27 protein-coding genes and 1 pseudogene are annotated in these 25,569 nt (G+C 56.0%); 14 read left to right on the forward strand and 14 right to left on the reverse strand.

Features of this window, described 5'->3' with window-relative positions:
* Window positions 1-15 precede the first annotated feature (15 nt).
* Together J1C54_RS01095 and J1C54_RS01100 are read right to left on the reverse strand one after the other, a co-directional pair.
* Window positions 16-1,227 (reverse strand): serine hydrolase, encoded by a 1,212-nt coding sequence (locus tag J1C54_RS01095; RefSeq protein WP_229143982.1) that lies wholly within the window; start codon window positions 1,225-1,227, stop codon window positions 16-18.
* Between the two features lie 59 nt (window positions 1,228-1,286).
* Complete coding sequence (locus J1C54_RS01100) at window positions 1,287-1,910, reverse strand: TetR/AcrR family transcriptional regulator (RefSeq protein WP_229143983.1); 624 nt, start codon at window positions 1,908-1,910, stop codon at window positions 1,287-1,289.
* 103 nt (window positions 1,911-2,013) lie between these two features.
* Here J1C54_RS01100 and J1C54_RS01105 point away from each other — a divergent pair, with 103 nt between their 5' ends.
* Complete coding sequence (locus J1C54_RS01105; RefSeq protein WP_370635598.1) at window positions 2,014-4,044, forward strand: FAD-dependent oxidoreductase; 2,031 nt, start codon at window positions 2,014-2,016, stop codon at window positions 4,042-4,044.
* Between the two features lie 62 nt (window positions 4,045-4,106).
* Here J1C54_RS01105 and J1C54_RS01110 read toward each other — a convergent pair whose 3' ends face one another.
* Window positions 4,107-5,357: an NADH:flavin oxidoreductase/NADH oxidase family protein gene (locus J1C54_RS01110; RefSeq protein WP_229143985.1), complete on the reverse strand. Its 1,251-nt coding sequence runs from the start codon at window positions 5,355-5,357 to the stop codon at window positions 4,107-4,109.
* Between the two features lie 173 nt (window positions 5,358-5,530).
* On the opposite strand from J1C54_RS01110, the gene J1C54_RS01115 reads away from it, so the two are divergent.
* Window positions 5,531-5,848, forward strand: a complete 318-nt coding sequence (locus tag J1C54_RS01115; RefSeq protein WP_229143986.1) for a helix-turn-helix transcriptional regulator — start codon at window positions 5,531-5,533, stop codon at window positions 5,846-5,848.
* Window positions 5,849-5,875: 27 nt separating this feature from the next.
* On the opposite strand, the gene J1C54_RS01120 is transcribed toward J1C54_RS01115, so the two are convergent.
* A complete protein-coding gene (locus J1C54_RS01120) occupies window positions 5,876-6,943 on the reverse strand; it encodes a 5-(carboxyamino)imidazole ribonucleotide synthase (RefSeq protein WP_229143987.1) in 1,068 nt (355 codons plus the stop codon).
* Window positions 6,943-7,434, reverse strand: coding sequence for a 5-(carboxyamino)imidazole ribonucleotide mutase (purE, locus tag J1C54_RS01125; RefSeq protein ID WP_229143988.1), 492 nt, complete (start codon window positions 7,432-7,434; stop codon window positions 6,943-6,945). Before purE ends, J1C54_RS01120 begins: the two co-directional genes overlap by 1 nt.
* A 171-nt stretch (window positions 7,435-7,605) precedes the next feature.
* Between purE and J1C54_RS01130 the strand changes: the two genes are divergently transcribed.
* Window positions 7,606-8,424 (forward strand): crotonase/enoyl-CoA hydratase family protein, encoded by an 819-nt coding sequence (locus tag J1C54_RS01130; RefSeq protein ID WP_229143989.1) that lies wholly within the window; start codon window positions 7,606-7,608, stop codon window positions 8,422-8,424.
* A gap of 59 nt (window positions 8,425-8,483) precedes the next feature.
* On the opposite strand, the gene J1C54_RS01135 is transcribed toward J1C54_RS01130, so the two are convergent.
* The 6 genes from J1C54_RS01135 to J1C54_RS01160 form a co-directional block, all read right to left on the reverse strand.
* Entirely contained in the window at window positions 8,484-8,813 is a 330-nt protein-coding gene (locus tag J1C54_RS01135) for a hypothetical protein (protein WP_229143990.1), read from the reverse strand.
* Between the two features lie 193 nt (window positions 8,814-9,006).
* On the reverse strand, window positions 9,007-10,212 hold the full coding sequence (locus J1C54_RS01140) for an acyl-CoA dehydrogenase family protein (protein ID WP_229143991.1): 1,206 nt from the start codon (window positions 10,210-10,212) through the stop codon (window positions 9,007-9,009).
* Window positions 10,213-10,230: 18 nt separating this feature from the next.
* A complete protein-coding gene (locus J1C54_RS01145) occupies window positions 10,231-11,538 on the reverse strand; it encodes an acyl-CoA dehydrogenase family protein (protein ID WP_229143992.1) in 1,308 nt (435 codons plus the stop codon).
* A 200-nt stretch (window positions 11,539-11,738) separates the two neighbouring features.
* Window positions 11,739-12,755, reverse strand: a complete 1,017-nt coding sequence (locus tag J1C54_RS01150; protein WP_229143993.1) for an AI-2E family transporter — start codon at window positions 12,753-12,755, stop codon at window positions 11,739-11,741.
* Complete coding sequence (locus J1C54_RS01155) at window positions 12,752-13,258, reverse strand: cyclic nucleotide-binding domain-containing protein (RefSeq protein ID WP_229143994.1); 507 nt, start codon at window positions 13,256-13,258, stop codon at window positions 12,752-12,754. Before J1C54_RS01155 ends, J1C54_RS01150 begins: the two co-directional genes overlap by 4 nt.
* Window positions 13,259-13,267: 9 nt before the next feature.
* Window positions 13,268-13,540, reverse strand: a complete 273-nt coding sequence (locus tag J1C54_RS01160; protein WP_229143995.1) for a CDGSH iron-sulfur domain-containing protein — start codon at window positions 13,538-13,540, stop codon at window positions 13,268-13,270.
* Between the two features lie 105 nt (window positions 13,541-13,645).
* Between J1C54_RS01160 and J1C54_RS01165 the strand changes: the two genes are divergently transcribed.
* The 8 genes from J1C54_RS01165 to J1C54_RS01200 all read left to right on the forward strand — a co-directional run bounded on the left by J1C54_RS01165 (window position 13,646) and on the right by J1C54_RS01200 (window position 20,964).
* On the forward strand, window positions 13,646-14,497 hold the full coding sequence (locus tag J1C54_RS01165) for a GNAT family N-acetyltransferase (protein ID WP_229143996.1): 852 nt from the start codon (window positions 13,646-13,648) through the stop codon (window positions 14,495-14,497).
* Complete coding sequence (locus J1C54_RS01170) at window positions 14,497-15,264, forward strand: 1-acyl-sn-glycerol-3-phosphate acyltransferase (RefSeq protein ID WP_229143997.1); 768 nt, start codon at window positions 14,497-14,499, stop codon at window positions 15,262-15,264. Before J1C54_RS01165 ends, J1C54_RS01170 begins: the two co-directional genes overlap by 1 nt.
* A 99-nt stretch (window positions 15,265-15,363) precedes the next feature.
* Window positions 15,364-16,395 carry an aminopeptidase gene (locus tag J1C54_RS01175; RefSeq protein WP_229143998.1) on the forward strand — a complete coding sequence of 344 codons (1,032 nt, stop codon included), beginning with the start codon at window positions 15,364-15,366 and terminating at the stop codon, window positions 16,393-16,395.
* Window positions 16,388-17,224: a rhomboid family intramembrane serine protease GlpG gene (glpG, locus tag J1C54_RS01180; RefSeq protein WP_229143999.1), complete on the forward strand. Its 837-nt coding sequence runs from the start codon at window positions 16,388-16,390 to the stop codon at window positions 17,222-17,224. The genes J1C54_RS01175 and glpG overlap by 8 nt, the downstream gene beginning before the upstream one ends.
* Window positions 17,225-17,314: 90 nt before the next feature.
* Window positions 17,315-18,157, forward strand: a complete 843-nt coding sequence (locus J1C54_RS01185) for a TRAP transporter TatT component family protein (protein WP_229144000.1) — start codon at window positions 17,315-17,317, stop codon at window positions 18,155-18,157.
* A gap of 40 nt (window positions 18,158-18,197) precedes the next feature.
* On the forward strand, window positions 18,198-19,184 hold the full coding sequence (gene dctP / locus J1C54_RS01190) for a TRAP transporter substrate-binding protein DctP (protein ID WP_229144001.1): 987 nt from the start codon (window positions 18,198-18,200) through the stop codon (window positions 19,182-19,184).
* A complete protein-coding gene (locus tag J1C54_RS01195) occupies window positions 19,184-19,678 on the forward strand; it encodes a TRAP transporter small permease (RefSeq protein ID WP_229144002.1) in 495 nt (164 codons plus the stop codon). Before dctP ends, J1C54_RS01195 begins: the two co-directional genes overlap by 1 nt.
* On the forward strand, window positions 19,675-20,964 hold the full coding sequence (locus J1C54_RS01200) for a TRAP transporter large permease (protein WP_229144003.1): 1,290 nt from the start codon (window positions 19,675-19,677) through the stop codon (window positions 20,962-20,964). The genes J1C54_RS01195 and J1C54_RS01200 overlap by 4 nt, the downstream gene beginning before the upstream one ends.
* A 19-nt stretch (window positions 20,965-20,983) precedes the next feature.
* On the opposite strand, the gene J1C54_RS01205 is transcribed toward J1C54_RS01200, so the two are convergent.
* Window positions 20,984-21,583, reverse strand: a complete 600-nt coding sequence (locus J1C54_RS01205) for a GNAT family N-acetyltransferase (protein WP_229144004.1) — start codon at window positions 21,581-21,583, stop codon at window positions 20,984-20,986.
* A 9-nt stretch (window positions 21,584-21,592) separates the two neighbouring features.
* Window positions 21,593-21,847: a hypothetical protein gene (locus tag J1C54_RS01210; RefSeq protein ID WP_229144005.1), complete on the reverse strand. Its 255-nt coding sequence runs from the start codon at window positions 21,845-21,847 to the stop codon at window positions 21,593-21,595.
* Between the two features lie 234 nt (window positions 21,848-22,081).
* Between J1C54_RS01210 and nhaD the strand changes: the two genes are divergently transcribed.
* Window positions 22,082-23,536, forward strand: coding sequence for a sodium:proton antiporter NhaD (gene nhaD / locus J1C54_RS01215; RefSeq protein ID WP_229144006.1), 1,455 nt, complete (start codon window positions 22,082-22,084; stop codon window positions 23,534-23,536).
* 6 nt (window positions 23,537-23,542) lie between these two features.
* Here nhaD and J1C54_RS01220 read toward each other — a convergent pair whose 3' ends face one another.
* Window positions 23,543-24,151, reverse strand: coding sequence for an HPP family protein (locus tag J1C54_RS01220; RefSeq protein WP_229144007.1), 609 nt, complete (start codon window positions 24,149-24,151; stop codon window positions 23,543-23,545).
* A gap of 130 nt (window positions 24,152-24,281) precedes the next feature.
* On the opposite strand from J1C54_RS01220, the gene J1C54_RS01225 reads away from it, so the two are divergent.
* Together J1C54_RS01225 and J1C54_RS01230 are read left to right on the forward strand one after the other, a co-directional pair.
* Window positions 24,282-24,743: an SRPBCC family protein gene (locus tag J1C54_RS01225; RefSeq protein WP_229144008.1), complete on the forward strand. Its 462-nt coding sequence runs from the start codon at window positions 24,282-24,284 to the stop codon at window positions 24,741-24,743.
* A pseudogene (locus tag J1C54_RS01230) lies at window positions 24,737-25,504 on the forward strand (zinc-dependent peptidase). Before J1C54_RS01225 ends, J1C54_RS01230 begins: the two are co-directional and overlap by 7 nt.
* Window positions 25,505-25,569 lie beyond the last annotated feature (65 nt).

A 25,569-nucleotide genomic window follows, 5' to 3' on the forward strand; every position in this document is an offset into this window, starting at 1 on the left:
ATCGTTTAAGGGGGGTCAGCCGGGACCCCCTTCTGCCTGTCCCGACACGTGTTGGCTCACCGCCCGCATAAAAGAAATCACCTCTGCCATATGTTCGCGAAATAGCGGGTCAACGCTGGTCTTGGTAATCACGATATGGTGTTTTTCCGACACCCATACGGTCTGCCCCCAGACGCCGTTAAAGAAAAATTCCTCATCGGGATTTTTCGGCACCCACAGGTGATAGCCATAGCCCCGTTCCGGGTAGCCATTACCTGCGGCCAGCCACGGTTCCGGGCGATGACTGGCTTGCTGGACCCAACCTTCGGGCAGTAACTGCTTGCCTTTCCAGACGCCCTGTTGCAGGTAGAGCTGGCCAAGTTTGCTGTAGTCGCGCAGCGTCATGTTGAGGCAGCAGAAGGCCAGCTCCACACCGCCCTGATCCAGATTCCAGATGGCTTCGTCCTGCATGCCCAGAGGTTGCCAAAGGGCCTCAGCTGCATACTCACTAACGGGCTTGCCAACGGCACTCTCCAGCACCCAGCCAAGAATCTGCGAGTTCGGACTGATGTAGTGAAAAGATTCTCCAGACGGTCCCTCTGCAGGCAGGTCGGCAATGACGTCGCGTACTCCCTCGCCAAGCAGGAAGGTGCGATAGAACAACATGTTGATGTCTGAAAATTTTTCATCGTAGATTTCATCAAACTGAATGCCGCTGGCCATGCGCAGCAAGTCGCGGATGGGGACCTCTCCCCAGGCGGCGCCATCCAGCTCACTGACATACTGCTTCACCTGATCGTCGAGACTGGCAATATGGCCGTCCTTCAGAGCAATGGCCGTCAGTGTGCCGACAACAGACTTGGCTACCGACCAGGAAGTGAAGCGATCCTTTTGAGTGGCTTCAAGATAATACTGCTCGAACATATTGGTGCCTTGATGCAGCACCATCAGGCCGGTGGTTTGAGTGCGCAGCATGAACTCGAATGTATCAACCATCCGTCCATCGTGGACGAACTGCTGTGGCAATGAGGCTTGTCCACTCGGGAAGGTGAAAGGTTCGTTGCTGGCGGGAATCGTCCGGAATGGAAATACACTCTCCATCTTGCGGAAGTTGTGTAGCCGGTATTCAGGGGCCAGTAGGCGGGTCATAACGTTAGGGGAGTAGGTTGCCCAGGGACGGTACCACCAGCTTAGCGAGGCAGCTAAAAGCAGGCCAAAAATCAGTAGAGCCAGTATGGGTCGCTTCATTTTTCTTCCAGAGAGACTATCGATCGATTGTGCAGTGCACGGGATACTCTGGTAAAGCCTCAGCCCCGGTTCGGCGTCAGTACGGCGAGCATCAGCCTGACCGCTTCATGGCTGACTTCCTCCATATCGGTCTGATTAACATAGATGCCGTCAATCATCAGGCGGCACAGGCCGTGCAGCGTTGCCCAGCTGGCCTGAGCCAGGCGCAGCGGCTTGCTGCCCTTGGGCAGGCGCTGCTCGCCAATCAAGGTGCCGATGCGCTCGGCATAATGGCGAAAACAGGCAAACGCGGTTTCTTTCAGTTCTGCGCTGGGGTTGGCGCCTTTCCAGATCGGTCGACCAAACATCAGCTCGTAGCGGTCCGGGTTGTCCACCGCAAAATGCACATAGTCGCGGACAAACCTAGCCAATGTGGTGTGTAACTCCTGTGTTTCTAAAGAGCTGGCCGGGGCGGCCTGCTCAATGAGTTTGTCCAGCTCGCGAAATCCCTCAGCGGCCAGCGCACAGAGCAGCTCGTGTTTGTCCTTGAAGTGGTGGTAAGGCGCCATCCGCGATACCCCAACCCGCTCTGCCAGCTGACGCAGGGACAGGCCGTCGATGCCACTTTCCCTGAGCATCACGTTGGCTTCCTGCAGCAGGGCGCTGCGCAGGTCGCCATGGTGATAGGGGCTGTGGTTGGCCATGCGGACTCCTGTGGCTGGGCAATGAAACTTGACAGCGTCAAGATACCCTCCTATCTTGACGCTGTCCAGATGCCCGGCTCGGGCCACGTTACCTGTTATGGAGATGCTCATGACCGCGTTCCCACACCTGCTTGCTCCGCTTGATCTTGGTTTTACCACCCTTAAAAACCGGGTAGTGATGGGCTCTATGCACACTGGCCTGGAGGACCGTATCTGGCATCGCGGTAAACTGGCGGAATATTTTGCCGAGCGCGCCCGTGGCGGTGTTGGCCTGATCATTACTGGCGGTTTTAACCCGAACCGCAGCGGCTGGTTCTATCCATTTTCCGGCAGCATGATTAATCTGGCCGACGCGCTCAGTCATCGGCCGGTGACCAAGGCGGTACATGACGCAGGTGGCAAGATCTGTTTGCAGTTGCTGCATGCCGGACGGTACAGCTATGTGCCATGGTCCAAGTCTGCCTCGTCGATCAAATCGCCGATCAACCCGTTCAAGCCAAAAGCGTTGACCACCAAACAGGTGAAACAGACGGTGAAGGATTTCGCCAATGCGGCAAAGCTTGCCAAAAAAGCGGGCTATGACGGTGTCGAGTTGATGGGTAGCGAAGGCTATCTGATTAACCAGTTTACCGCGCCACGCTCCAACAAGCGGACGGATGAATATGGTGGCAGCAGTGAAAATCGCCGCCGCTTTCCAGTTGAAATTGTTGAAGCTGTACGGAAGGCCTGTGGTAAGGATTTTATCGTTGTTTTCCGCATGTCGATGATTGATCTGGTGCCGGAAGGCTCCACCCGCGAGGAAGTGCTGTCGCTGGCCAAGGAGCTGGAGAAGGCAGGCGTTAATATTCTTAATACGGGTATTGGCTGGCACGAAGCACGGGTGCCGACCATTGTTACCTCGGTGCCACGTGCGGCATTCGTCGATGTCACCGCGCAGGTCAAGGAGGTGGTATCGATTCCGGTGATTGCTTCGAACCGGATTAATATGCCGGATGTGGCGGAGCAGATTCTTGCCGACGGTAAAGCAGATATGGTGTCCATGGCGCGCCCCATGCTTGCTGACGCCCATTGGGTGAACAAGGCCGCGGAAGGTCGGGTAGATGAAATCAACACCTGTATTGCCTGCAACCAGGCATGCCTTGACCACACCTTTAGTCTCAAGCGTGCGTCCTGTCTGGTTAATCCACAGGCTTGTCATGAAACCGAACTGGTTTATCTGAAAGCGCGCAAGCCGAAAAAAATTGCCGTGGTGGGGGCTGGTCCCGCGGGTCTGGCAGCGGCCACGGTGGCGGCGGAGCGTGGCCATGATGTTACTTTGTTCGATGCCAGTGATCGTATTGGCGGTCAGTTCAATATGGCCGCGCGCATTCCTGGCAAGGAGGAGTTCTGGGAAACCATTCGCTACTTTGGCAAACGTATCGAGAAGACCGGGGTCAAGCTGGTGTTAAACCGTCGTATCAACGACGGCGAGCTGGAGAAGGAAGGTTTTGAAGATGTGATCGTTGCCACCGGTGTCACCCCGCGACGTCCGGGCATTCCCGGCGTCGATCATCCGATGGTGATGCTGTATACCGATGTATTACTGGGCAAGCGTAGCGTCGGTAATCGGGTGGCGCTGATCGGTGCCGGCGGTATCGGTTTTGATGTGGGTGAGTTTCTTGCCCATGACGCCACCGAGTCTCAGCCACAACCTCTGGAAGACTGGATGCAGGAGTGGGGGGTTAGTTTCCATTCCGACCAACCCGGTGGTCTGGAGCGTGGTGAGCCCCATCCATCAGCGCGCAAACTTTATCTGTTGCAGCGCAAGGCCTCTGCACTGGGCAAGGATCTGGGGCGCACCTCGGGTTGGGTGCACCGCGCTGTGCTGAAAATGAAGGGCGTGGAAATGATTGGCGGTGTCAGCTATGACCGCATCGACGATCAGGGGCTGCACATCACGGTAGGTGGTGAGTCGCAGTTGCTGGAAGTGGATAACGTGGTCATTTGCGCTGGTCAGGAGTCTCTGCGTGAGTTATATCGCGAGAACAGCGACGGCAAGACAAAGTATCATCTGATTGGTGGTGCTGAGCTGGCCGCAGAACTGGATGCCAAACGTGCTATTCGTCAGGGATCTGAACTTGCCGCAAGCCTTTAATCAGTAGAGACCAAAGCAAGTGAGTGTCAGGCCGATGCCCCGTCAGGGGCACCGGCAGACTGTCAATTGGCCCGTAACCGCATCCGTTTGGTCCGCGATGAGCGAATGGCTACCATGACCATGCTACGGATCATGGCCATCAGCACGCTTTCGTTACGAATAGGCTCCTTGCCCTTGCCCATGCGATGTAGCTGACGGGCAAACCAGATCACTTCCATCATGGCCATATCATCAATTGCCTTGATGCCAGTGCGTCGCGGCGTCACCACACTATGTACTGACTCGCCGGCAAGAATTCGTTTCGGCAGATCCGGTTCCACTGCCAGTGGTCGGGCCAGGCCGACGATATCCGTAGCGCCACTTTCTAGCGCAGCACCCATGCCCTCCGACGTGCGGAAGCCGCCGGTGACCATCAGTGGAATGGATACTCGTGCGCGAATTTTTTCCGCATATTCCAGAAAATATGCCTCCCGCTGCAAAGTGGAGTCACGCACATCTTTTCCGGACATGGTGGGCGCCTCATAGGTGCCACCGGAAATTTCCAGCAGGTCCAGACCTTCCTTCGCCAGAGTTTCGGCAACAGTCATGGACTCTTCTTCCGTAAAGCCACCGCGCTGAAAATCCGCAGAGTTGAGCTTGATACTGATCGGGTAGTCTTTGCCTACCTCAGCGCGAATGGCGCGATATATTTCCAGCGGAAAGCGCATCCGGTTTTCCAGCGAACCGCCCCAGCGATCCTGGCGCTGATTGTGATGCCCGGATAGAAACTGGCTGACCAGATAGCCATGGGCGCCGTGAATCTGCACACCGGTGAAGCCCGCTTTCTTAATGATTGCGGCGCTGCGCGCGAAGCGAGCGATGATGTCGAGGATTTCCTCTTCAGTGAGTGCTCGGGGAGCTTTGAAATGGGGGCTTAGTTCCTTGCGAAATGGAATCGCCGATGGGCTTAGGGTGTCACCGGTGGCGAGCATTTTCGGAATCTGCTTACCGGGATGATTGAGCTGCACCCAAAGCTGATTCCCCTGGCGTGTGCCAGCCTCAGCCCAGCGCTTGAGTATCTGCATATCACGCTCATCCTCGACCACCACATTGTGCGGCTCACCGAGGTGACGCTGATCGATCATGATGTTGCCGGTAATCACCAGGCCTGTGCCTCCGTCCGCCCAGCGGCCATACAGGCGCACCAGTTCTTCAGTGGCGTGATTGTCGATGGTGCCAAGGGTTTCACTCATGGCAGATTTGCCGAAACGGTTTGGCAGGGTTACGCCACAGGGTAGGGTGAGGGGTTGGCCCAGAGTTTCAGCAAATGACATTTTAGTCTCCTTGGTGGTTTACCCGACGCGGTGCGCGGGGGTAGGATTCTATTCGATAACGATCAAACTATATTATCGTTCGATAACCGTCAAACTAAAATTCTGGCGTAAGTGGGGGTTTGCCCGTAATTGGCCCGGACAGACCACCGAGATTTGAACCACCTGAGGCTTGCATGACTGATTCCGATACTCTGGCACGGGCTTTCAAGGCGCTGTCCCACCCTAACCGACTGGCGATCTATCATGAGTTCGTCAGCTACTGGGAGCAGGGACGGGAGGCGTCCGTTGATCAAGTCCCGGCGGGCTGCTTACTGGCGGAGGGGATTAAACGCCTGAATATTGGTGCGCCCACGGTATCGCACCACATCAAGGAGCTGGTGGATGCAGGGCTGATTACCACCAGCCGCCAAGGGCGGCAGATGTTCTGTGCCATTGATCCAAAAATGCGCGAGCGCCTGCGGACGTTTTTTGAATCTCCCGCCAAGCCCTGACCCGCAGACGGGAAAATCCTCTAATTTTCAGTCTTGCTCAAGCAATTCATTCAAAAGCGCATGAGCGTGCTGGCGCAATGCGTCGGCACTGTGGTTTTCCATATTGATATGGCCAACCTTTCTGCCCGGTCTTGGTTCCTTGCCGTACCAATGCAGGCGGTGTCCAGCTGAATACTGCAGTGCATCGGTAAAGCTGGTGCCGATCAGGTTAACCATGGCGTGTGGACCAAACACCGTGGGTGTTGGCATCGGTAAACCGGTAAGGGCTCGCAGATGCAGGGCAAACTGACAAATATCGGTGCCTGCTTGAGTCCAGTGGCCAGAGTTGTGCACCCGTGGTGCCACTTCGTTGGCGAGCAGCTGATCGCCGGTATCGAAACACTCCAGCGCCATGACGCCGACATAGTCGAGTGCAGACATGATCTTTCGCAGTGAATCCTCTGCACTGCGCTGCATGACTTCGGGTACCGCCACCGGCGCCAGGCTCAGGCGCAGGATGCCGTTACGATGCAGGTTTTCGGTGAGCGGGTAGAAGACACACTCGCCTTTGTTGTTGCGCGCACCGACGATGGATAGCTCGCGCAGAAAAGGAATGCGCTGCTCAACAATGGTATCGCCGATCCAGTCATCGCCCGGGCGTGGTGTGTCAGAGTCGCACAACAGAGTACCGCGGCCATCGTAGCCGCCACGACGGCGCTTTAGCACCATCTCGCCGTTGAATCTTTCAGTGGCTTGGTCCAGCGCGCTGGCGCTGTCGCAGTTCAACCAGGGAGCGCTTGGCACTTCCAGCTCATCAAGCAGTTGTTTTTGTGGCAGTCGGTCAGCGATCAGGCGCAGGGCTCGGGCCCCGGGAAAGCGCGGTGCTGACATCAGCTTCTGAACCAGAGCATTATCTGGAAGATGCTCGATTTCAGCGGTCAGGATGTCGGCGCGGGCCAGTAGGGTGTCAAGGTCGTAGTTGGCCACATCCAGGCTGGTGCCATGGCGCAGGTCACCGCTAAACGGGTCGAGCCTGTCCACCTGAATGCCAAGCCGTGAGCCTGCTTCGGCCAGCATCAGACTGAGCTGGCCAGCGCCAATAACCAACACGTGCATTAGATATCTTCCAGCGAGCAGTTGGCCCGCACCTCGTCATTGCGGGCCTGTTTCCAGTTCACCAGACTCTGCTGTAACACTGGATCGGTCGCAGCCAGAATCTGTACGGCAAGCAGGCCGGCATTAAAGGCGCCGGCGGAGCCGATAGCCAAGGTACCCACAGCCACGCCCTTGGGCATCTGGACGATGGACAGCAGGCTATCCAGGCCGGACAGGGCTTTACTCTGCACCGGCACGCCCAAAACCGGCAGTGGTGTCATGGAGGCGATCATGCCCGGCAGGTGGGCAGCACCGCCGGCGCCGGCGATAATTACCTGATAGCCGTCACCATGGGCGCTGCGGCTGAACTCGAACAGACGCTCAGGCGTTCTGTGGGCACTTACTACCTCTGCATGGTAGGAAATCCCAAAGGTTTTCAGGGCTTCTACTGCTTCCTTCATGGTTTCCCAGTCGGAGCGGGAGCCCATTACTACTGCCACCTGTGCGCTCATCAGAATCTCGCCAGTCATTGAAACGCGGCATTGTACAACGGAATGTGGATCAAGGCGTTAAACAGAGGGCTGGTATCTGGCGCTGATCATTCCGGTCAGGGGGCGGGTCAATGCCTATATCTCGCGCCGGCGGCATACTTGCCTGCAACTGACATACCCGGAGTGTTACCGATGTCTGAGCTGGTGCAGATTTCCATTGAAGATCATGTTGCCCATGTGGTGCTGAATCGCCCTGACAAAATGAATGCCCTTAGTCCAGCCATGTTTGAGGCCATTATTGCCGCTGCGAGCTCCCTGAAACAGAACCGTGAAGTGCGCGCAGTGGTCATTTCCGGTAATGGGCGTGGTTTTTGTGCAGGTCTGGATCTGGCTAACTTCTCCAGCCCGGATTTCATTAATGCCTTTTTTGACGGCGAAAAGGCAGGCTTCTGGCCAAACTATTACCAGCAACCGGGCTATCTGTGGAAGCAGGTGCCGGTGCCGGTGATCTGCGCGCTTCATGGAGTGGTTTTTGGCGGCGGAATTCAGATCGCACTTGGTGCAGATATACGAATTGCAGCGCCGGATACCCGTATGTCCGTAATGGAAATTAAATGGGGGCTAATACCGGATATGTCAGGCTCGCAGACCTTGCGTGATCTGGTCCGTCTTGATGTGGCCAAGGAGCTTACTTTCACAGGCCGGATTGTCGAGGCGGAAGAAGCTGCCCGTATTGGCTTGATTACCCGGATTAGCGAGGACCCGGTAGCTGATGCCATGGCCATGGCTAGAGAAATTGCCGGGCGTAATCCGGAGGCAGTTAGCCTGGCCAAATACTTACTTGAGCACAGTCGTCATGGTGCAGCACTGGAAGGACTGGAGCTGGAGGAGGAGCTGCAGAAAAAGCTGTTGGGATCGGCTAATCAGATTGAAGCCGTGCAGGCTGGTATGACGAAACGATCTGCACAGTTCCAAGCTCGCCGATTTACTGATTACGACGAACTCAGCTGATTGTGGCGACACTGTTCTGCTCTATTTGCGCGGATTTTTGCCATGGCCGACTTATCTTGTCAGTTGTCGCAGTACTGGCTGTAGTGCATTAACGCCTTGCTGCCGCTGGGGTCCACTTGATCGACCCACACTTTCATGGTCTCGGAGGTGCGCTTATTGGTTAGCTCGCTAAAGCCGCGCTCCAGCTTGCCGGCCAGCTTATCTCCGGCCTTCGGGCGCTCACCCTTGATCATCTTGATCAGGATCTGTCCCTCTGGAGAGTCAAGCAGCACGTAGTCGCAGTCGCGAGCAATGATTACGGTGCCTTCTGCGGCATAAAGAGTCGCTGACATGCTAAGCAAGGCAGGAATCAACCAAGCTGATAGCATGGTACGGCGGGGCAAACGCATTGTTATTGTTCTCCATGACTTCGGGAAATGCTTTATCGAGGGCATTGTGCAGAATAACTGCGGCAGATTCATCACAGAAGAAAGGATGACAAATATCTCAATCCGGGTTCGGGTGCGTTATTTTTGAAGGGGTCGCCTTATAAGCCGGGCAAAAAACCGGGAAGGCTCTCGCCCTCCCGGCTCAGACAAGCTGTTATTTCAGCTCTTTTGACGACAGGCCAAGCAGGCGACGGGCAATAATCAGCTGCTGGATCTGTTGGGTGCCTTCAAAGATGTCGAGAATCTTTGAGTCGCGAGCCCATTTCTCCAGCAGTTCATCTTCGCCATAGCCGATGGTTCCGGCCAGCTCGACACAGCGCAGGGTGATGTAATTGCCCACCCGGCCGGCTTTTGCTTTCGAGATTGACGCTTCCAGGGAGTTGGATTTTTTGTTGTCCGCCATCCAGGCTGCCTTGACGGCCAACCAGTAGGTGGCTTCCCAATCCGCTTCCATTTTGTAGATCTCAGCCTCAATGGCACTGGTGTTATCCACCGGCGCGCCATAGTTCAGCGTGACATGCTCCTTGAGCAGTTCGCGGATGCGGTCGAGTGACGCACGGGAGCAGCCGAGCGCGAAGCAGGCGACCAGTGGTCTGGTGTTGTCAAAGGTTTCCATGACACCGGCAAAACCCTTGGCCACATCAATTTCCGGGTTGCCGAGCAGATTTTCCGCTGGCACACGGCAATCAGTGAAGTTAATAGCCGCAGTATCGGAAGCACGGATGCCCAGCTTGTGTTCAAGACGGGCCAGTTCCATACCCTCGGTGCCCCACTCGACGACAAAGGACTTGATCGCCGCACGACCCAGTGATGGATCCAGTGTTGCCCAGACCACCACGCAGTCAGCGCGCTGACCGGAGGTGACATAAATTTTTTCGCCATTCAGGACATAGTGATCGCCGTCCTTGATTGCGGTGGTGCGAATGGCAGCTGAGTCTGAGCCGCAGCCTGGTTCGGTGATTGCCATGGCCGCCCACTTGCCCTTGAAGCGCTCAAGCTGCTCGTCGTTTGCCACCGCTGCAATTGCAGCATTACCGAGGCCCTGACGGGGCATGGCCAGCAGGAAACCAGTATCGCCATAGGCGAGCTCCAGTGCCCCAAGGCAGGTGCTCATATTGGCACCATTTTTTACCGAACCATCGTCGGCGATTCGGCCCTTACCAGTCTGACTGGCGCCAGCACTGGATTCCGGGTCTCCCTCGTTGAAGCCATCAAGTACCGAGGCGAGCATATCCAGCTCTTTCGGGTATTCGTGCTCGGCTCGATCATATTTGCGCGAGATGGGCCGGAATACACTCAATGCCACTTGATGGGCATTGTTGATGATCGGGCGAAATTTCTTCGGGATTTCGATATTCATGTCGTCTGTCTCCCGTGATTAAAGGTGCAAGCCGCCGAAGGCGACACCAAGCACACGCAGATCGCGATACCAGCGCTCTACTGGATACTCATGGGTAAAGCCATGTCCACCGAGCAGTTGAACGCCGTCCGTGCCGATTTTCATTGCTTTGTCTTTTACCAGGGTGCGGGCCAGGTAGGCTTCGCGCTGGAACGACTTGCCTTGTTCTGCGCGACAGGCTGCGCGGTAGGTGAGCATGCGCATGGAATCAATTTCGATGGCCATATCGGCGATGATAAAGGCCACCGCCTGACGGTAGCTGATTGGCTCACCAAAGGCTTTGCGCTCGTTACAGTAGGGAATCACATAATCCATCACTCCCTGACAGGCGCCGATAGCCAGCGCACACCAGGCCAGCGTCCCCAAGTCGATAAACGCACGGTAATCAAAATCCGTATCGCCCAGTCGGTTGCTTGCTGGTACGCGCACATTCTCAAGCAGCAAGGGTCGGCAGCCCGCAGCGCGAATCCCCATGGTTGGATCTTCGCCGCAGCTCAGTCCTGCGGTGCCGCCCTCGACGATAAATACGGCGGGGCCATCATCGGTCTGCGCAGCAACAAGGAATAGCTCGGCCTCAGCGGCGAGGGGTACCAATGATTTTTTGCCATTGAGCACGTAGTCGTCGCCATCTTTGCTCGCCGTGGTGGCCAGTTGGGCCGGGTCAAACAGAGGGCTTGGCTCTGCCACTGCAATTGCCGCTTTGGGTGGCTTGTCTTCGGTGAAGGCGGGCAAGTAGCGGGCTTGCTGATCAGCGCTGCCCCAGGCGGTGAGGGCGTTAGCAACACCAATGGGCGCCAGAATGGCTACTGCTTGCCCCATGTCTCCATGGGCCAGATCTTCCGCTACAAGCATGCCGGTAACAGTAGAGCGCTCGCCGGCAGCTCCGCCCAGTGACTCGGGCACGGCAAAGAAGTTGAGCCCCAACTCCAGTGCAGCAGCCAGCGTTTCGTCGCTGGTGGCGCTGGCCATATCGGCCTTTTCTCCGGCCGGGCGCAGCATGTCGCGGGCAAAGGCTTGCACCGAGTCGCGGATCATTTGCTGCTCTTCGGTGATGTTCAGATCGAACAGGTCAGTGGTGTGTCCCGGCGCGGTCAGCCGCTCCGGCTTGTCGAGTTTTTTCGACGCCTTGAAAGTGCGGGCGCTGGTGGTGATCACGCGGAACCCGGTTTTGGTCAGGGTGTAGGCCATCCGCTCGACAAACTTTCGTAGACCGATCCGGTCCAGTACTCCGGAGCTGGCCAGCTTGTTCAGGGAGCTGAGCGCGTAGCCGACTGCATCTTTGGCCATTGGTTAGTCCTCTGGGTGGATAAAACGTCCCGGATTATGCGCGGGCTGAGCAATAACCTCTTGACCGCACCGCCTGTGGGCTCAGTCGATGCGGCAAGAGAGCACTGGCGGATGCCAATACAACAGTGACAAATGTGTTTCCTGCTTACTGCGAAAGGCGATCAGTTTGGCTGGCACAGTAGTGTGCGCCGTGCCGGGCCTTAAGGGCTTTGCAGCCCACGGTATGTGGTCTCAACAATGATTCGCACCATTCCCAGTAGTGGTATCACCAGCACCATGCCGGTGATGCCGCCCACATGACCGGCAACCACCACCGCCACCATAGCCACAGCAGGGTGCAGATTGACGCTGCCAGCGAGCAGGAAGGGAATGACCACGGCGTTGTCGAAAGCGAAGCCCACGGCCAGCACCAGAATAATTTCCATCAGTGTACCGGGGTCCAGTCCAGGGCCGGCTATCATCATCATCACCGGTGCAATCATTGCCAGCAATGGCCCCAGATAGGGTACTAGTCCGGCGATGCCAGTTAATGCTCCCAGCAGCATTGGTGATGGCATGCCAATCAGCCAGAAGCCAACTGAAGTGATACTGGCCAGAATTAGTGCCTGTAGTACCAGTCCGCGCAGGTAAGCCTGCAGCCGGTTGCACACTCGGTGATACATCAGCCAGCCCAGCTCGAACTGGTGATTAGGCAGCAGGCTTAGAGCCTGATCACGCCAGCTTCGGTAGTCGCGCAGAAAAAACCAGGCCAGTGGAGGCACTAGCACCAGGTTGAGCAATACATTGGCTAGCCAGGAGGTTGATGCGAGTAGTCTTTCCGGTTGGATCCATCCGCGTAAATCCAGCGCTGCAACCTGATTAGCGAGTTGCAGCTGTACGCCTAGTGCTGACTCAAGATGTATGTCAAAGCTGGCAACGGTGCGGGTAATTCCCTGCTGCAACTGTTCAATGTCTGGGCCCAGTTGTGGCAGGTACTCTCTGCCAACATCCGCAAGATGTACTGCGAAGTAAGTCAGGGCAATGAGCGGTGGCAATAATGCAGTGGCAATGGCGAGATCTTTGCGCACGCCGGCTGCTTGAAGGCTGGCAACTATGGGCTCCAGTATCAAGTAGAAAAGGATGCACAGTAACGCCGCAATCCATAGTGGCATTAGCAGGTATCCTGCAACCGCGACCATGAATACGCCAATTGCCATGCGCGTTAGCCATGGCTTCATTGATCAGCGCCCTCGCTGCTGATTTTTCCAGTGCCGCGATTGCCGCGATGTAATCGGGCTACCAGAAGACGGGCCAGATTTGTCATTATTTCCAGGCCCGCTCCAGGGCGGTGACGGACAAATTCTTCCAGCTGGAACCGCACCAGGAAAGAGACCGTGGCCTCGCTAAGAGCAATGGCGCTGGCTGAGCGTGGTGCATCCTGGAGCAGCGCACTTTCGCCAAAAAAATCGCCGGGCTGCAGTTCAGCAATGCGTTTTTCATCGCTCTCGATGGCGATATTGCCGGAAATAATCACCGCAGCAGACACGCCAGCTTCTCCCTCGCGGAACAGGTACTCGCCCGGCTGGTAGTGACGCAGGTGTGTGCGTTCGACCAGCTTGTTGCAGACGGAGGCAGGTATGTCGCTGAGTAACGGCGTGTTGCGCCACGCATCCAGAGTTGCCGTGGCAGGATCCTGACGGCGAAACGGGTTTTCCCAGAGATGGCGTTGAGAGTGGCTCACGGTAGTGCCTCAGTGGTCTGAATCGGGCGGCAGGCGGCTGTGGCTGCCATCACATAGCGGCCCGTTGGGCGACTGTTTGCAGCCGCAGAAGAACACAATCTTATCTCTTTCAGCGGTGTATTTGACCGGGCTTCTGCCCGTGCCCTGATGGCTGCCATCACAGAATGGCTGGTTGCCGCTCAGGCCACAGCTGCACCAGAAATAGGCTTTACCCTTCTCAACTTCCAGAGGAAAGGGGGTGCGACTGGCGACTTTCGGTTTATCCATCCTGTCTGGGCTCATGGTGTTCTCTCCTGAACGGCGGCTGTCCTCGAACTGTCATGCAAACTTCACCGTGGTGCAACTATGTCCTTACAGACTGCTGAAAACGGGGATGTGGAGTAGTGCATGCTTGCTCAGGCAGCGGAAAAGATCAAAGCACTCAACAGTGTTCTGGCTCGACCGTTTGTGGTCAGTGCGGAAAAGTTACAGATTCAGGGAAAAGATCCAGCGGTCTCAGAGAGTGGTAGTCGATTTGTAGCCGAGTTTAGCCGTTCGCGGCGCGATATCATCCGTGCCCAGCGCCTGCGCTACCGGATATTCTCTGAGGAGTATGGGGCCAGTATCAAGGCTCCATTTGGGCTGGATCGGGATCGCTTCGATAAGCACTGCCTGCATTTGCTGGTTTGGGATACCCGGACTGGGGAGCTGGTTGGTTATACCCGGGTACTGACCTTGCAAGCTAGCCGTCGAGCGGGTGGCTTCTACTCTGCCAGCGAGTTTGATTTGGCCATGCTGGCGCGGCTGCCGGGCCAAGTGGCTGAGATTGGCCGCACCTGTATTCATCCTGCGTATCGGGGTGGTGCGGTAATTGCCGTGCTTTGGTCAAGGCTGGCGCAGTTTATGATTGAGGAGCAAATCGACCATCTGATTGGATGTGCCAGTGTTGCGTTGAACGAGGGCTACGATGTTGGCGCCATGGTCGCCCGGATTGGTCAGCGGTATCTCAGTGCTCCGGGCCTCCGAGTGACACCACGTTTGCCTCTGCGGCAGTTGAGCGCTAGCGACGATAGCTCAGAGCGTATGCCTGCTTTGCTAAAGGCCTATCTGCGCATGGGCGCACAGGTGTGTGGCGAGCCTTGCTGGGACCCGGACTTCAACTGCATCGACTTCTTTATTTTGCTATCGGTGACTGATCTGCCCGCCCGGTATGTGCAGCATTTTCTGCAGCCCGCGCCGGCCAGTAAGATGGCGCTCTGATGGTCGCCCTGGTTGCGCCTCAGGCCTTCGCCATCTGGCCGGAACTACGCCGGCTTTGGCGACTGTTGCGCATCGTTCTGCATATTTTTTATGGGCTACTACTGGCCACAGTGATTGGCGCGTTCTGGCGGCCTTACCGGCCACTGGTGCAGCGAGCTACCAGCCACTGGTTGCGCTGTTTGCTGGATATTCTGGCTGTGCGCATGGAGGTCAACGGCGTGCCACAGCAGGGAACGGCTTTTCTGGTTAGCAACCATGTTTCCTGGCTGGATATTCCGCTCATTGGAGTGCAGCGGTCGGTGCACTTTCTGTCCAAGGCTGAGGTACGTGACTGGCCGCTGATTGGCCTGTTGGCTCGGGCGGTGGGCACCTTGTTTATTCGTCGGGGCAGTGGTGAGTCACAAAGCAAAAGTGTTGAGATAGCGCAGCATCTGAAGCTTGGTCGCACTATTCTGGTGTTCCCGGAGGGTACTACCACGGACGGCCGCTCGGTAAAGCGCTTCTTTTCTCAGTTGTTTGCTGCGCCGACGTTGGCCGATGTGCCAATCCAGCCCTTGGCGCTGCGCTATCTCGATAGCAACGGCCAGCTTGATCCCGCATTGGCCTTCGTTGGTGATGATGAGTTTCATCTGCATCTGTGGCAGATGCTGCGTCGTGATCAGGTTGTTGTGCGGCTCAGCTGGGGGGAGCCCATGGCCGCCAATGGAGATCGTGACCAGCTCGCCCGGCAGGCTCACGGAGCTGTTCTGGCCATGTTGGGCAGTTAGCTTTCCGCCATCTGTGTAGTCCGGTAGCATCGCGGCAACTATGCGGAGGCCTGTTATGGCAATAGCCTGCAACCTGAAGGCGGCATGCACTCAGTGCCCATGAGGCTCTTTTTCCTGCTCTGTCTACTTTCTCTCGGCGGCTGCCAAGCTGGCTATTACGCCCACCTTGTGGGTGGTCATTTGGGCCTGATGGGGCACCGGCAACCACTTGAGGAGGCACTGGCTGGCGACCTTCTGACTGAGCACCAGCGTCATCAGTTGCAGCTTAGTCAGGCGTTGCTCAGCTTCGCAAATGAGCGGTTGGCACTGCCCACTGAAAAGGTCTATCGCCACTACGTTGCCTTGCCTGAGGCCTGGGTGGTCTGGAATCTGTTTGCCGCCGAGGAGTTTTCTCTGCAGCCCCATCAGTGGTGTTATCCGCTGATTGGCTGCGCTGGCTACCGAGGTTACTTTTCCGCCACTCGCGCCCAGCGAGACAAGCAGCGGTTGGAAGAAAAGGGGCTGCAGGTATTTGGCGCTGGGGCAATCGCCTATTCAACTCTGGGTTGGTTCAGCGATCCGCTGACCAGCGCCATGTTGGATGGCGATGACGTGTGGTTTGCCGAGTTAATCTTTCACGAGCTGGTGCACCGGCGCTATTACCTCAAAGGCGATACCCGCTTTAATGAGAGTTTGGCCACGGCGGTTGCCCGTGAGGGAGTGCGGCGCTGGCTGGCGGCCCATGGTGACCCGGCTCAGGTCCGTGTGCTGGAGCAGCGTGATCAGGCCCAAAGAGTGTTTCTGGTATTGGTTGGTAGCGCTCGTCAGCGCCTCGAAGCCCTGTATGCTTCCGGTCTTCCGGCGGCGCAGATGCGTCAGGCAAGGGAGCAAATCCTTGCCAGCCTTCGTCAAGAGTACCAGACAGCCCTGCAACAGACCCCGGCTTTGGCGGTTTATCAGCAGTGGTTTGCCGGGCCATTGAACAATGCTCAGCTAAATATGGTCAGTGATTATTATGATCAGGTGCCGCTGTTTGATGCGGCGCTGCTGGAGTGTGGCGGCAATTGGCCATGCTTCTGGCGGCAAGTAAAGAAACTGGCGCGGCTTTCGCCGGAACAGCGAGCCGCCATTACCGAGAGACTGAATGATTGAGCTGACCCGCTTTCCTCATATGCAGATCGCCAGATTATTTGCCCAGGTGCTGCGCGATCAGGGCATAGCCAGCGAACTGCGAGAGCAGCAGCAGGAGGTGGCCTTGCTGTTGCTTGATCCAGAACGCTTTCAGGAGGCCCGTGATCTGCTCGAGGAGTTTGGCCGTAACCCTCTGGCCGCTCGCTTTCAGGCCTCTGCGTGGCGTTCCGGTGCCAGTTTCTCGATACGCACTGATCGCTCTCAGGGAGGCCTGCTGAGTAGCTGGTGGCGCGGTCTTGGGCCTGTGGTCAAAGTGGTCTTCGCTGCCTGTGTGGCAGTATTTCTGTCGCCAATTGTCTTGCAGGGCAGTGTCTACGAGGCGTTGATGTTCGCTTCAGACAGTGCTGTGCTGGCCCAGCAGCCCTGGCGTTTGTTTACCCCGATGTTGTTACACTTCGGTCTGCTGCACATCATTTTCAATCTGCTCTGGTGGCAAACTCTGGGCGGCATTATTGAGCGGTTCCAGTCATCCGCCCAGCTTGTGGCGGTGACGCTGGTTACTGCAGCGCTGTCGAACTACGCCCAGTTCGTCGCCAGTGGTCCCAATTTCGGTGGTTTGTCAGGGGTGGTTTATGGGCTGCTCGGCTATCTGTGGCTGTACGGCCGGGTGAACCCCGCAGCTGGCTATGGCATACCCCGTCCTGTGGTGGTCCTGATGCTTGCCTGGCTAGTGATCTGCTGGGTGGGGCTAACAGATATTGTTGCCAATGAAGCCCATTTTGCCGGCTTGTTATCCGGCTGTTTGCTGGGGGCGCTTACCGGGCTATGGCGACGAATGCATGCTCGCTGAGGTTTGAGTTGCCTCGGCCTGCCTGTTATAAAGCCTTGTATGCCGCTGCGGCTTGCCCCTGTTCCATTAATCACAATAAATGAGCGCTCTGTGCCTGCTTTTGTTCGCCTACTGACTGTTTCTATATGCCTGCTCGCTCTGGCCGGCTGTGCTGTTACCCGGGTTGGGGACAATCTGCCCTACGGGGTTCTTAATCATGATGACCTCACTTTGGTTGGCGATGGTCTGCCTACTTACCTGCTGATGGTGGATGGCTTGATCGAGAACTGGCCAGAGAGTGAGTCATTGCTCAGTAGTGGTGCTAGTCTGTATTCCGCCTACGCCGGCTTGTTCGTAAGTGATGCTGAGCGCGCCCGCAAGTTGTCTGGGCGGGCTCTGGATTATGCTTTCCGCGCCGCCTGTGCGGCGGATGGCCAGCTATGCGATCTGCGTAGTATGCCAATTGACGAGTTTGAGTCGCGGTTGCAAAAGTTGGGTGGCAAGCGGGTGCCGGTGTTGTTCACCTTGGGTACTACCTGGGCAGGCTACATTCAGCTGAACAGCGCGGACTGGGGCGCGGTGGGCGAGTTGGGTCGGGTCGATGCGATTATGCAGCGAGTGGTTGAGCTAGACGAAAGTTACCAAAAAGGGCAGGCCCATATGTATCTGGGCGTGCTTAATAGCATCCTGCCAGAATCTCTGGGAGGGCAACCGGAGAAGGCCAAGTTCCATTTTGAGCAAGCCATCAAGTTGTCCAAGGGAAAGAATCTCATGGCCCAGACACTCTATGCTGAACGCTATGCGCGCCTGGTTTTTGATCAGCAGTTACATGACAGGCTGCTTGACGAGGTGCTCGCCGCGGACCCTGAGGTCCATGGTTTGACTCTGCAGAATACTGTGGCTCAGCGAGATGCCCGGCGTTTGCGTGACGACTCTGCGGACTATTTTGAATGACGTTTTTTAAAGCTGGTTTTTCCGATTAAGGATTGAAAAGATGCTGCGAATTGTATGGCTCATCGTACTGTGCTTGCCGGCGTTGGCCTCGGCCATGACGTTGCGTATTTCTACCCTCTATCCGGAAGGCACCAGCGTGGTTTCCGCATTGCGGGCGGCCAGTGACGAGATTGAGAAGCAGACGGAGGGGCGTGTGTCGCTGCGGATCTTCCCCGGTGGTGTGATGGGTGACGATCGTGCCGTACAGCGCAAGATAAGTATTGGTCAGTTGCACGGTGCCTTGGCTCAGGGTGGAGCCTTTAGTCGTTTCTATCGTGACAGCCAGGTTCTCAACCTGCCAATTGCCTTTCGTTCCTATGATGAAGTGGACTATGTCCGCAAAGCTCTGGACCCGGTAATCCGCAAAGGGTTTCGCGATAACGGCTGGGTGGTTTTCGGTCCCGTAGATGGCGGCTTCGCCTATGTCATGAGCCAGAACAAGGTTGATTCCGTAGATGCCCTGCGACAGCAGAAATTGTGGTTGCCAGCCAATGACAGTGGCTCGGAAAAGGCGGCCAGAGTATTTGGTGTCTCGCCAATCATGCTTAGTGTTGGGACCGTGCTGACCTCTTTGCAGACCGGAGCTATTGATGCTTTTGCGGCACCGCCTGTTGCGGCACTGACTCTGCAGTGGCACTCACGTGTCAAGCACATGTCTGAAGTTCCCCTGCTTTATACCTATGGCATGCTTGGTATCAGCAATAAGTATTTCTCATCGTTAACACCAGCCGATCAGCAAGCGGTGGAGCAGATTCTCGGTGATGCGTTTGCCAAAATGGACCGCGACAGCCGTGAGGAAAACCTGCAGGCCTATCAGGCCATTCAGCAAAACCTTAATATGGTGGCACCAACGGATGAGCAGTTGGCCGAGTGGCGCTCATACGCTGATAAGGCTACCACCCAGCTGGTGGAGGACGGCGAAATCAGCAAGGCAATACTGGATCAATTGCATGGCCTGCTGACCGAGTTTCGTGGCAGCAGCAGCTGATGCGCCGTCTTGCTCGTTGGTTGAATCATTTTGAAGACGGATTAATCGTCTTCATTTTATTGATGATGATTGGTCTGGCGGTGTATCAGATTGTGCTGCGCAATGTATTTAGCAGCAGTCTGGTCTGGGTTGAGCCGCTTCTACAAAATGCTGTGCTGTGGATCGGTTTGCTCGGCGCCATGATTGCTTCCCGCCGTGACGAGCATATTCGTATTGACCTGCTGAATAATTATCTTAAGCCTGCCGGCCGGCGTTGGTTGGCCATGGTCGTAGACCTTTTTACCTGCGGTATCTGTGCGCTGGTAGCCTGGCATAGCATGATATTTCTGTTCGATGAGATGGAAGGTGGCGGCAATGCTTTTCCGGGCATGCCTTCGTGGATTTTACAAAGCATGATCCCGGTCGGTTTTTCAGTTATTTCATTGCGTTACTTGATAATGTTTTTCCTTGATCTGATGCATCTGCGTCCTCCCATGAAGGAGCCGCATGCATGATCTGGGCTGCAATAGTTTTGCTGCTGGTTCTGGCACTATTTGGTGCACCCCTGTTCGCGATTATTCTAGGCGCTGCGGCGATCGGCTTTCTTACCATGGAAACGCCGCTAGCGGTGCTTCATATCACCATCTATCAGCTCACCGACTCTGTTGTGCTGATGGCCTTGCCTCTATTTACCTTCGCAGGTTTTCTGCTCAGCGAGGCTAAAACCGCGGACCGGATGATGCGTCTCAGTCAGGCTGCCTTTGGTTGGCTGCCTGGTGGTATGGCATTGGTAGCGTTGGTTGCCTGTGCATTCTTTACTGCTCTGACCGGTGGTAGTGGTGTGACCATCGTTGCGCTTGGCGCGTTGTTACTGCCCGCACTGGCGAAAGCGGGGTATCAGGAAAAGTTTAATCTTGGCCTGATGACCTCATCGGGGAGTCTTGGCTTGTTGCTGGTGCCATCGGTGCCGTTGCTGGTGTACGGCATCATTGCCCAGCAGATGTCGCAGCAGTTGGATATGCCATCGGTGGAAATCACTGATCTGTATCTGGCTGGGTTGCTTCCGGCGCTGCTGATGGTGGTTGCTTTGTACCTGTATTGTTTGTGGGCCATGCGCAAGCAGCCGGTGCCGAAGCAAGCATTCTCTTTTGCCGAATTGCGCGCAGCCTTGTGGCAGGCTCGTTGGGAGATGCCTCTGCCATTTGTGGTGTTGGGGGGTATTTTTTCAGGGGTATTAGTAATTAGTGAGGCGGCCGCAGTGACCGCTTTGTATGTGCTCATCGCTGAAGTCTTTCTTTACCGTGATATTCCGTTACGAAAGCTACCTAAAATCATGCGTGAATCGATGGTGATGGTAGGCGGCATTCTGCTTATTCTGGCCGTGGCACTGGCGTTCTCGGATTATCTGGTGTTTGCCGGTGTCCCGGAAACCCTGTTTGCGTTTATTCAGCAGCATGTGGAAAGTAAGCTGGCCTTTTTACTATTGTTGAATCTGGTTTTGCTGGCATTGGGTGCGCTGTTAGATATCTTTGCTGCGCTAGTCATTATGGTGCCGCTAATTCTGCCAGTGGCTTTGGGGTATGGCATAGATCCGGTTCATTTGGGCATTATTTTTGTGGCCAATATGCAGATTGGCTACATTACTCCGCCGGTTGGGATGAACCTGTTTATTGCCAGCTACAGGTTCCATAAGCCGATTACCGAGCTGTTCCGTGCCACCATCCCGTTTATGTTAGTGCTGTTGGTGGTTTTGTTGCTGATTACCTATGTGCCGTCGTTAAGCCTGTTCATGATTCGCTGATAATTGGCTGGTTGTTGGCTTAGTCAGCGACCAGTATCTTCTGCATACGCAGGCGCTTAATGGCTGTCTTGCCGCGCTTTACCACCTCTTCTTTGCTTACTTGGAAGCCCACGCTCTCGAAAAACCTCTGTGCTGTCAGGCTGCTCGCAGTGGTCAGAGTCCGGCAGCCGGCCATACGCGCCTCATCCTCAAGGTATTGATAGAGCAGGCTGGCAATACCCAGACCGCTGGCATCCGGTGACAGATAAAGCATTTCAATGTGACTGGCCGGGTGGAGCTGGGCAAAGCCGGCATGTTCGCCATGTAAGGTGGCGACCAGAGTCAGGCCCTGTTCAAGCCCGGGGATGAAATCGTCTTGGTCGGCACTGGCAGACCAGGCGGCAATGGCTTCAGCGTCATAGTGCTTCGCACCGATTTGTTCAATTGATTGTTTGAACAGCTTACGTAGCACCGCTGCGTCGCCTGGTTGCATCGGGCGTATCTCGAAAGGCAGGCAGAAGCCGTCATCCGCCGCGGGGCTGGCAACGGATGTCGGATGTGCAGCGGCAGCAATGGCGGCGGTAGGCTCGGCATGGGCTGACTTCGAGCGCCTGAACAGACGGAGGACCTGCTTCAGCATCTCGGTATCTCAGTCATCGCTGTCCGGGGATTTCTGCAGGGCACGGATCTGCGCCTCAAGTTGTTCAATATATTGCTGTTGGCGTTGCAGAAGCTGTTGAGCAGTTTCGGTTTGCTCGGCAAGTGCGGCCTCTCTGGAGCGCAACTCCTCATGCTGGCGACTGGCCGCATCATGCAGCTCTTCCTCAAGCAGGGCGCCGTTGTCCTGCTCGGCGGCGGCCGACGATAGCACAAGCAATAGAAAACCACCGGTAATAAGACGCATAGCTATGACTGCCGAGGTGATTCGGGGACAACATGGCCCCCCATCATAGCAAACAACCCGCTGCGTTGCCGTGCTCCCGGAAGGTGTTGGGAAGGCGGTGTTAGGTCCGTGACTGGCGAGTCCAAGAGAGTTCTCTGATATGAATCAATAAAATTGCAGGTGGAGTCCTCTATGACAGAAGATATCTGGTAGCATCCGCGCCGATTCTCCCACTCCACTGCGGATGAGCCTGACATGCGCGTGCTGCTACTTTTTCTGTCTGTACTACTCCCTGGCCTGTTGTTGTCCACGCCTGCTCTGGCGGCCACTGGCCCGATTGACATGACCAGTTCCATCGCCGGTATGATCGCCCTGTCGCTGTTTATCCTTGCCTACATCCTGGTGATGGGCGAGGAGAAGCTGCACCTGCGCAAGTCGAAACCGGTGCTGGTGGCGGCAGGTATTATCTGGGTCATTATTGGTATCGTTTATGCCAATCACGGTATGCCCGGGCCGTCCGAAGAGGCTTTCCGAGAGACCCTGCTCGAGTTTGCCGAGCTGATGCTGTTCCTGCTGGTGGCAATGACCTATATCAACGCATTGGATGAGCGTGGGGTTTTTGATGCCCTGCGTGCATGGATGCTGCAGCGTGGCTTTCGTTATAAGACGCTGTTCTGGTTGACGGGTATTCTGGCATTTGTGATCTCCCCGATAGCCGACAACCTGACTACTGCCCTGTTGATGTGTGCGGTGGTCACCAAGGTTGGAGAGGGCGACAGCCGGTTTATTAACCTGTGCTGTATCAATATCGTTGTTGCCGCCAATGCGGGGGGGGCTTTTAGTCCGTTCGGGGATATCACCACACTGATGGTGTGGCAGGCCGGTATGATCAAGTTCTACGAGTTCTTTGAGCTGCTAATCCCGGCTATCGTCAATTTTGCCGTACCAGCAGTCATCATGAGCTTCTTCGTCGAGGATCGTGCTCCCAGCGTGGTCTATGAAGAAGTGGAAATGAAGCGCGGCGCGCGTCGTATTCTGGTGCTTTTCCTGCTGACCGTGGCCTCCGCAGTGGCTTGTCACTCGTTCCTGCACCTTCCTCCAGTGCTGGGAATGATGACTGGTTTGGGCTACCTGCAATTTTTTGGTTATTTCCTGCGTCAAACCCTGCCAAGTTCATTGGCAAAGAAGCGTACTCTGGCGCAGCAGCGCGGCGATGAAGAAGCACTTCGCCGGCTTGGCGGGGTGGTGCCGTTCGACGTTTTTAACCGGGTTGCGCGGGCAGAGTGGGACACGCTGTTGTTTTTCTATGGGGTGGTGATGTGCGTTGGCGGTCTTGGCTTTATGGGTTATCTGCAACTCATGTCGCACACCCTGTATACGCAGTGGGATGCCACTTCAGCCAATATTTTTCTGGGTATGATTTCGGCAGTGGTCGATAATATTCCGGTGATGTTCGCGGTGCTGACCATGCAGCCAGAAATGTCTCATGGGCACTGGCTGTTGATCACCCTTACGGCGGGTGTGGGCGGTAGCCTGCTTTCCATCGGCTCTGCGGCAGGCGTTGCATTGATGGGGGCTGCGCGCGGGCACTATACCTTTATGGGCCACCTGCGTTGGGCGCCAGTAATTTTGCTTGGTTATATCGCCAGCGTGTTGATGCACCTGTGGCTCAACGCGGCCTCTTTCGAAATATTTGGCCGCGTACAGTGAAGGGATTTACAGTTTCCGGGATGTCTGTTTTAGAGACCAAAGCGGGTAGGGAATGCCCGCTAATCGGTTAAGTACAAAGGCCTGAGTCAGCAGTACCAGAACGCCAGTCATCAGGATCGGAATCTGATTCAGGTGTGGCATCAGGCCCAGTGACACAATCAGTGAGGTGGCTGCTGCCGGAGGGTGGGCAATGCGCAGCAGCGCCATCAAGCTGGCGGTAGACGCCATCGACAGGGCTGCTGAAAAGGCGTGCGGCCAATCCATTCCTGCGGCCATTGCACTAGGTGCATCATTCAGCCCGAACATCCAAAGCACTCCCCAGCCGCACAGAGCACCGACCAGATGACTGCTCAGTACGTTGCGTGGCGAGGCAACCTCTGTCATTGGCAGGTAGAAGAGAATGAAGGCGGTGGCGCCCAGAGAGGGGAAAATAAATGCCTCTTTGGTGATCAGGGCGATCACGGCGATCAGACCGATACTCAAGCCACTGTTGAAAAAGTTGAACAGGGCTAGTGCCATCCCCGGCGGCAGCCGTTTTTCCATGCGCTCCAGATGAAACTGGCGCATCAGGCCGATGATCAGCTGGCGACGAAGACGGTCTGTTTTCTTGCTCATGCAGCACCCGGCGGATAAGAAGGCGGCATTATCCCTATCCCGGACGCTTCCCGGCAAGCTGACCGCGTCCGACGCCATTGTTATGATTAGCGTAGAGTGCAGTTTATGGGCGACCTAAGGGGAGTAGGGCATGATTACCCGGGTGATGGAAAATAGCGTTGTTATCGCTTGTCCACCGGAGCAGGTATTTGCCTATGTCACCCAGCCCTGGTGTTGGCATGAATGGCATCCAAGCTCTCGCAGTGCGCAGGCAAAAGTTGATGTCCTGACGGTGGGAGATCATTTCGATGAGGTGATTCAGCTACAGCCATTGTCTCCGCTGCCGCTGACCGTAGAACGCCAGACTCGTTATATGGTGCTGCTATCAGAGCCAGGGGTAGTGTGGGAGGCCCGGGGTGAAACCCGCGATGGAGCACTGACCATTCATTACGACTTCAAGGCGCAGGGGGGCGGCACATTGTTCCATCGTCGCCTTCAGTATGAGGTGCGAGGCGCAATGCAGTTGATTGAGCCGTGGTTGCTGAAGCCACGTATGCGTGGCCTATCCGCACTGGCGCTAGCGAACCTGAAGGCCAAGCTGGAAGCATGTTAAGGCGCTGGCGTGCATGGCGAGAGAATCGCCAGATTGCCAAGATTCAACTGTCTGAGCAGCAATGGCAGCAGGCCATGGCTTACCCATCGGCAGCCCAGCTGGCACCGGTCATGACACAGCGCTGGCGGGACATGACGTTGCGCTTTCTGTTGCGTAAGAACTTCTATTCCGGGGCGGGGTTTGTTATTTCCGATGAAGTGCGCCTGCGTATTTCCGCTCAGGCCACCCTGCCAGTACTAGCTCTCGGTCTGCATTGGTATGACGACTGGGACAGCATTGTTGTCTATGAAACGGCATTTATTCCTCCGTTTGCGCAACGGGATGAGTCAGGCCTGGTCAGCCATAGCCGTCGTGTTCTGAGTGGCGAAGCCTGATTGCGCGGTCCGGTTATTTTTTCCTGGGAAGATGTCATTAGCCCGGGGCACGGCGCTCACAATGTGGTGATCCATGAGGTTGCGCATAAGCTGGATATGCGCAGTGGTGCTGCCAATGGTGCCCCGCCATTCCATCGCAGTATGTCGCCCGCCCGTTGGCATGAGGTTATGACTGAGGCGTGGGAGTGGGCGCATAAAGCTCAAAGCCATGGTCGCCCGGTGCCCATCGATAGCTATGGGCTGGAGAAGCCCGGCGAGTTTTTTTCGGTGCTCAGCGAACATTTCTTTATGCAGCCTGAATCGTTGTTTGAGCATTGGCCACAGGTATACGAACAGCTGATGTTGTTCTACCGACAGGACCCATTAAGGGGGTGTTTTGTTTCCTGATGGCGAGTGTCATTGGGGCGTCACCTTATGTCATTGCCGGGTCGTGGGCTGACTTCTATGGTGAG

It is taken from the genome of Alcanivorax sp. 1008, from assembly GCF_020667895.1.
GTDB lineage: Bacteria > Pseudomonadota > Gammaproteobacteria > Pseudomonadales > Alcanivoracaceae > PGZG01.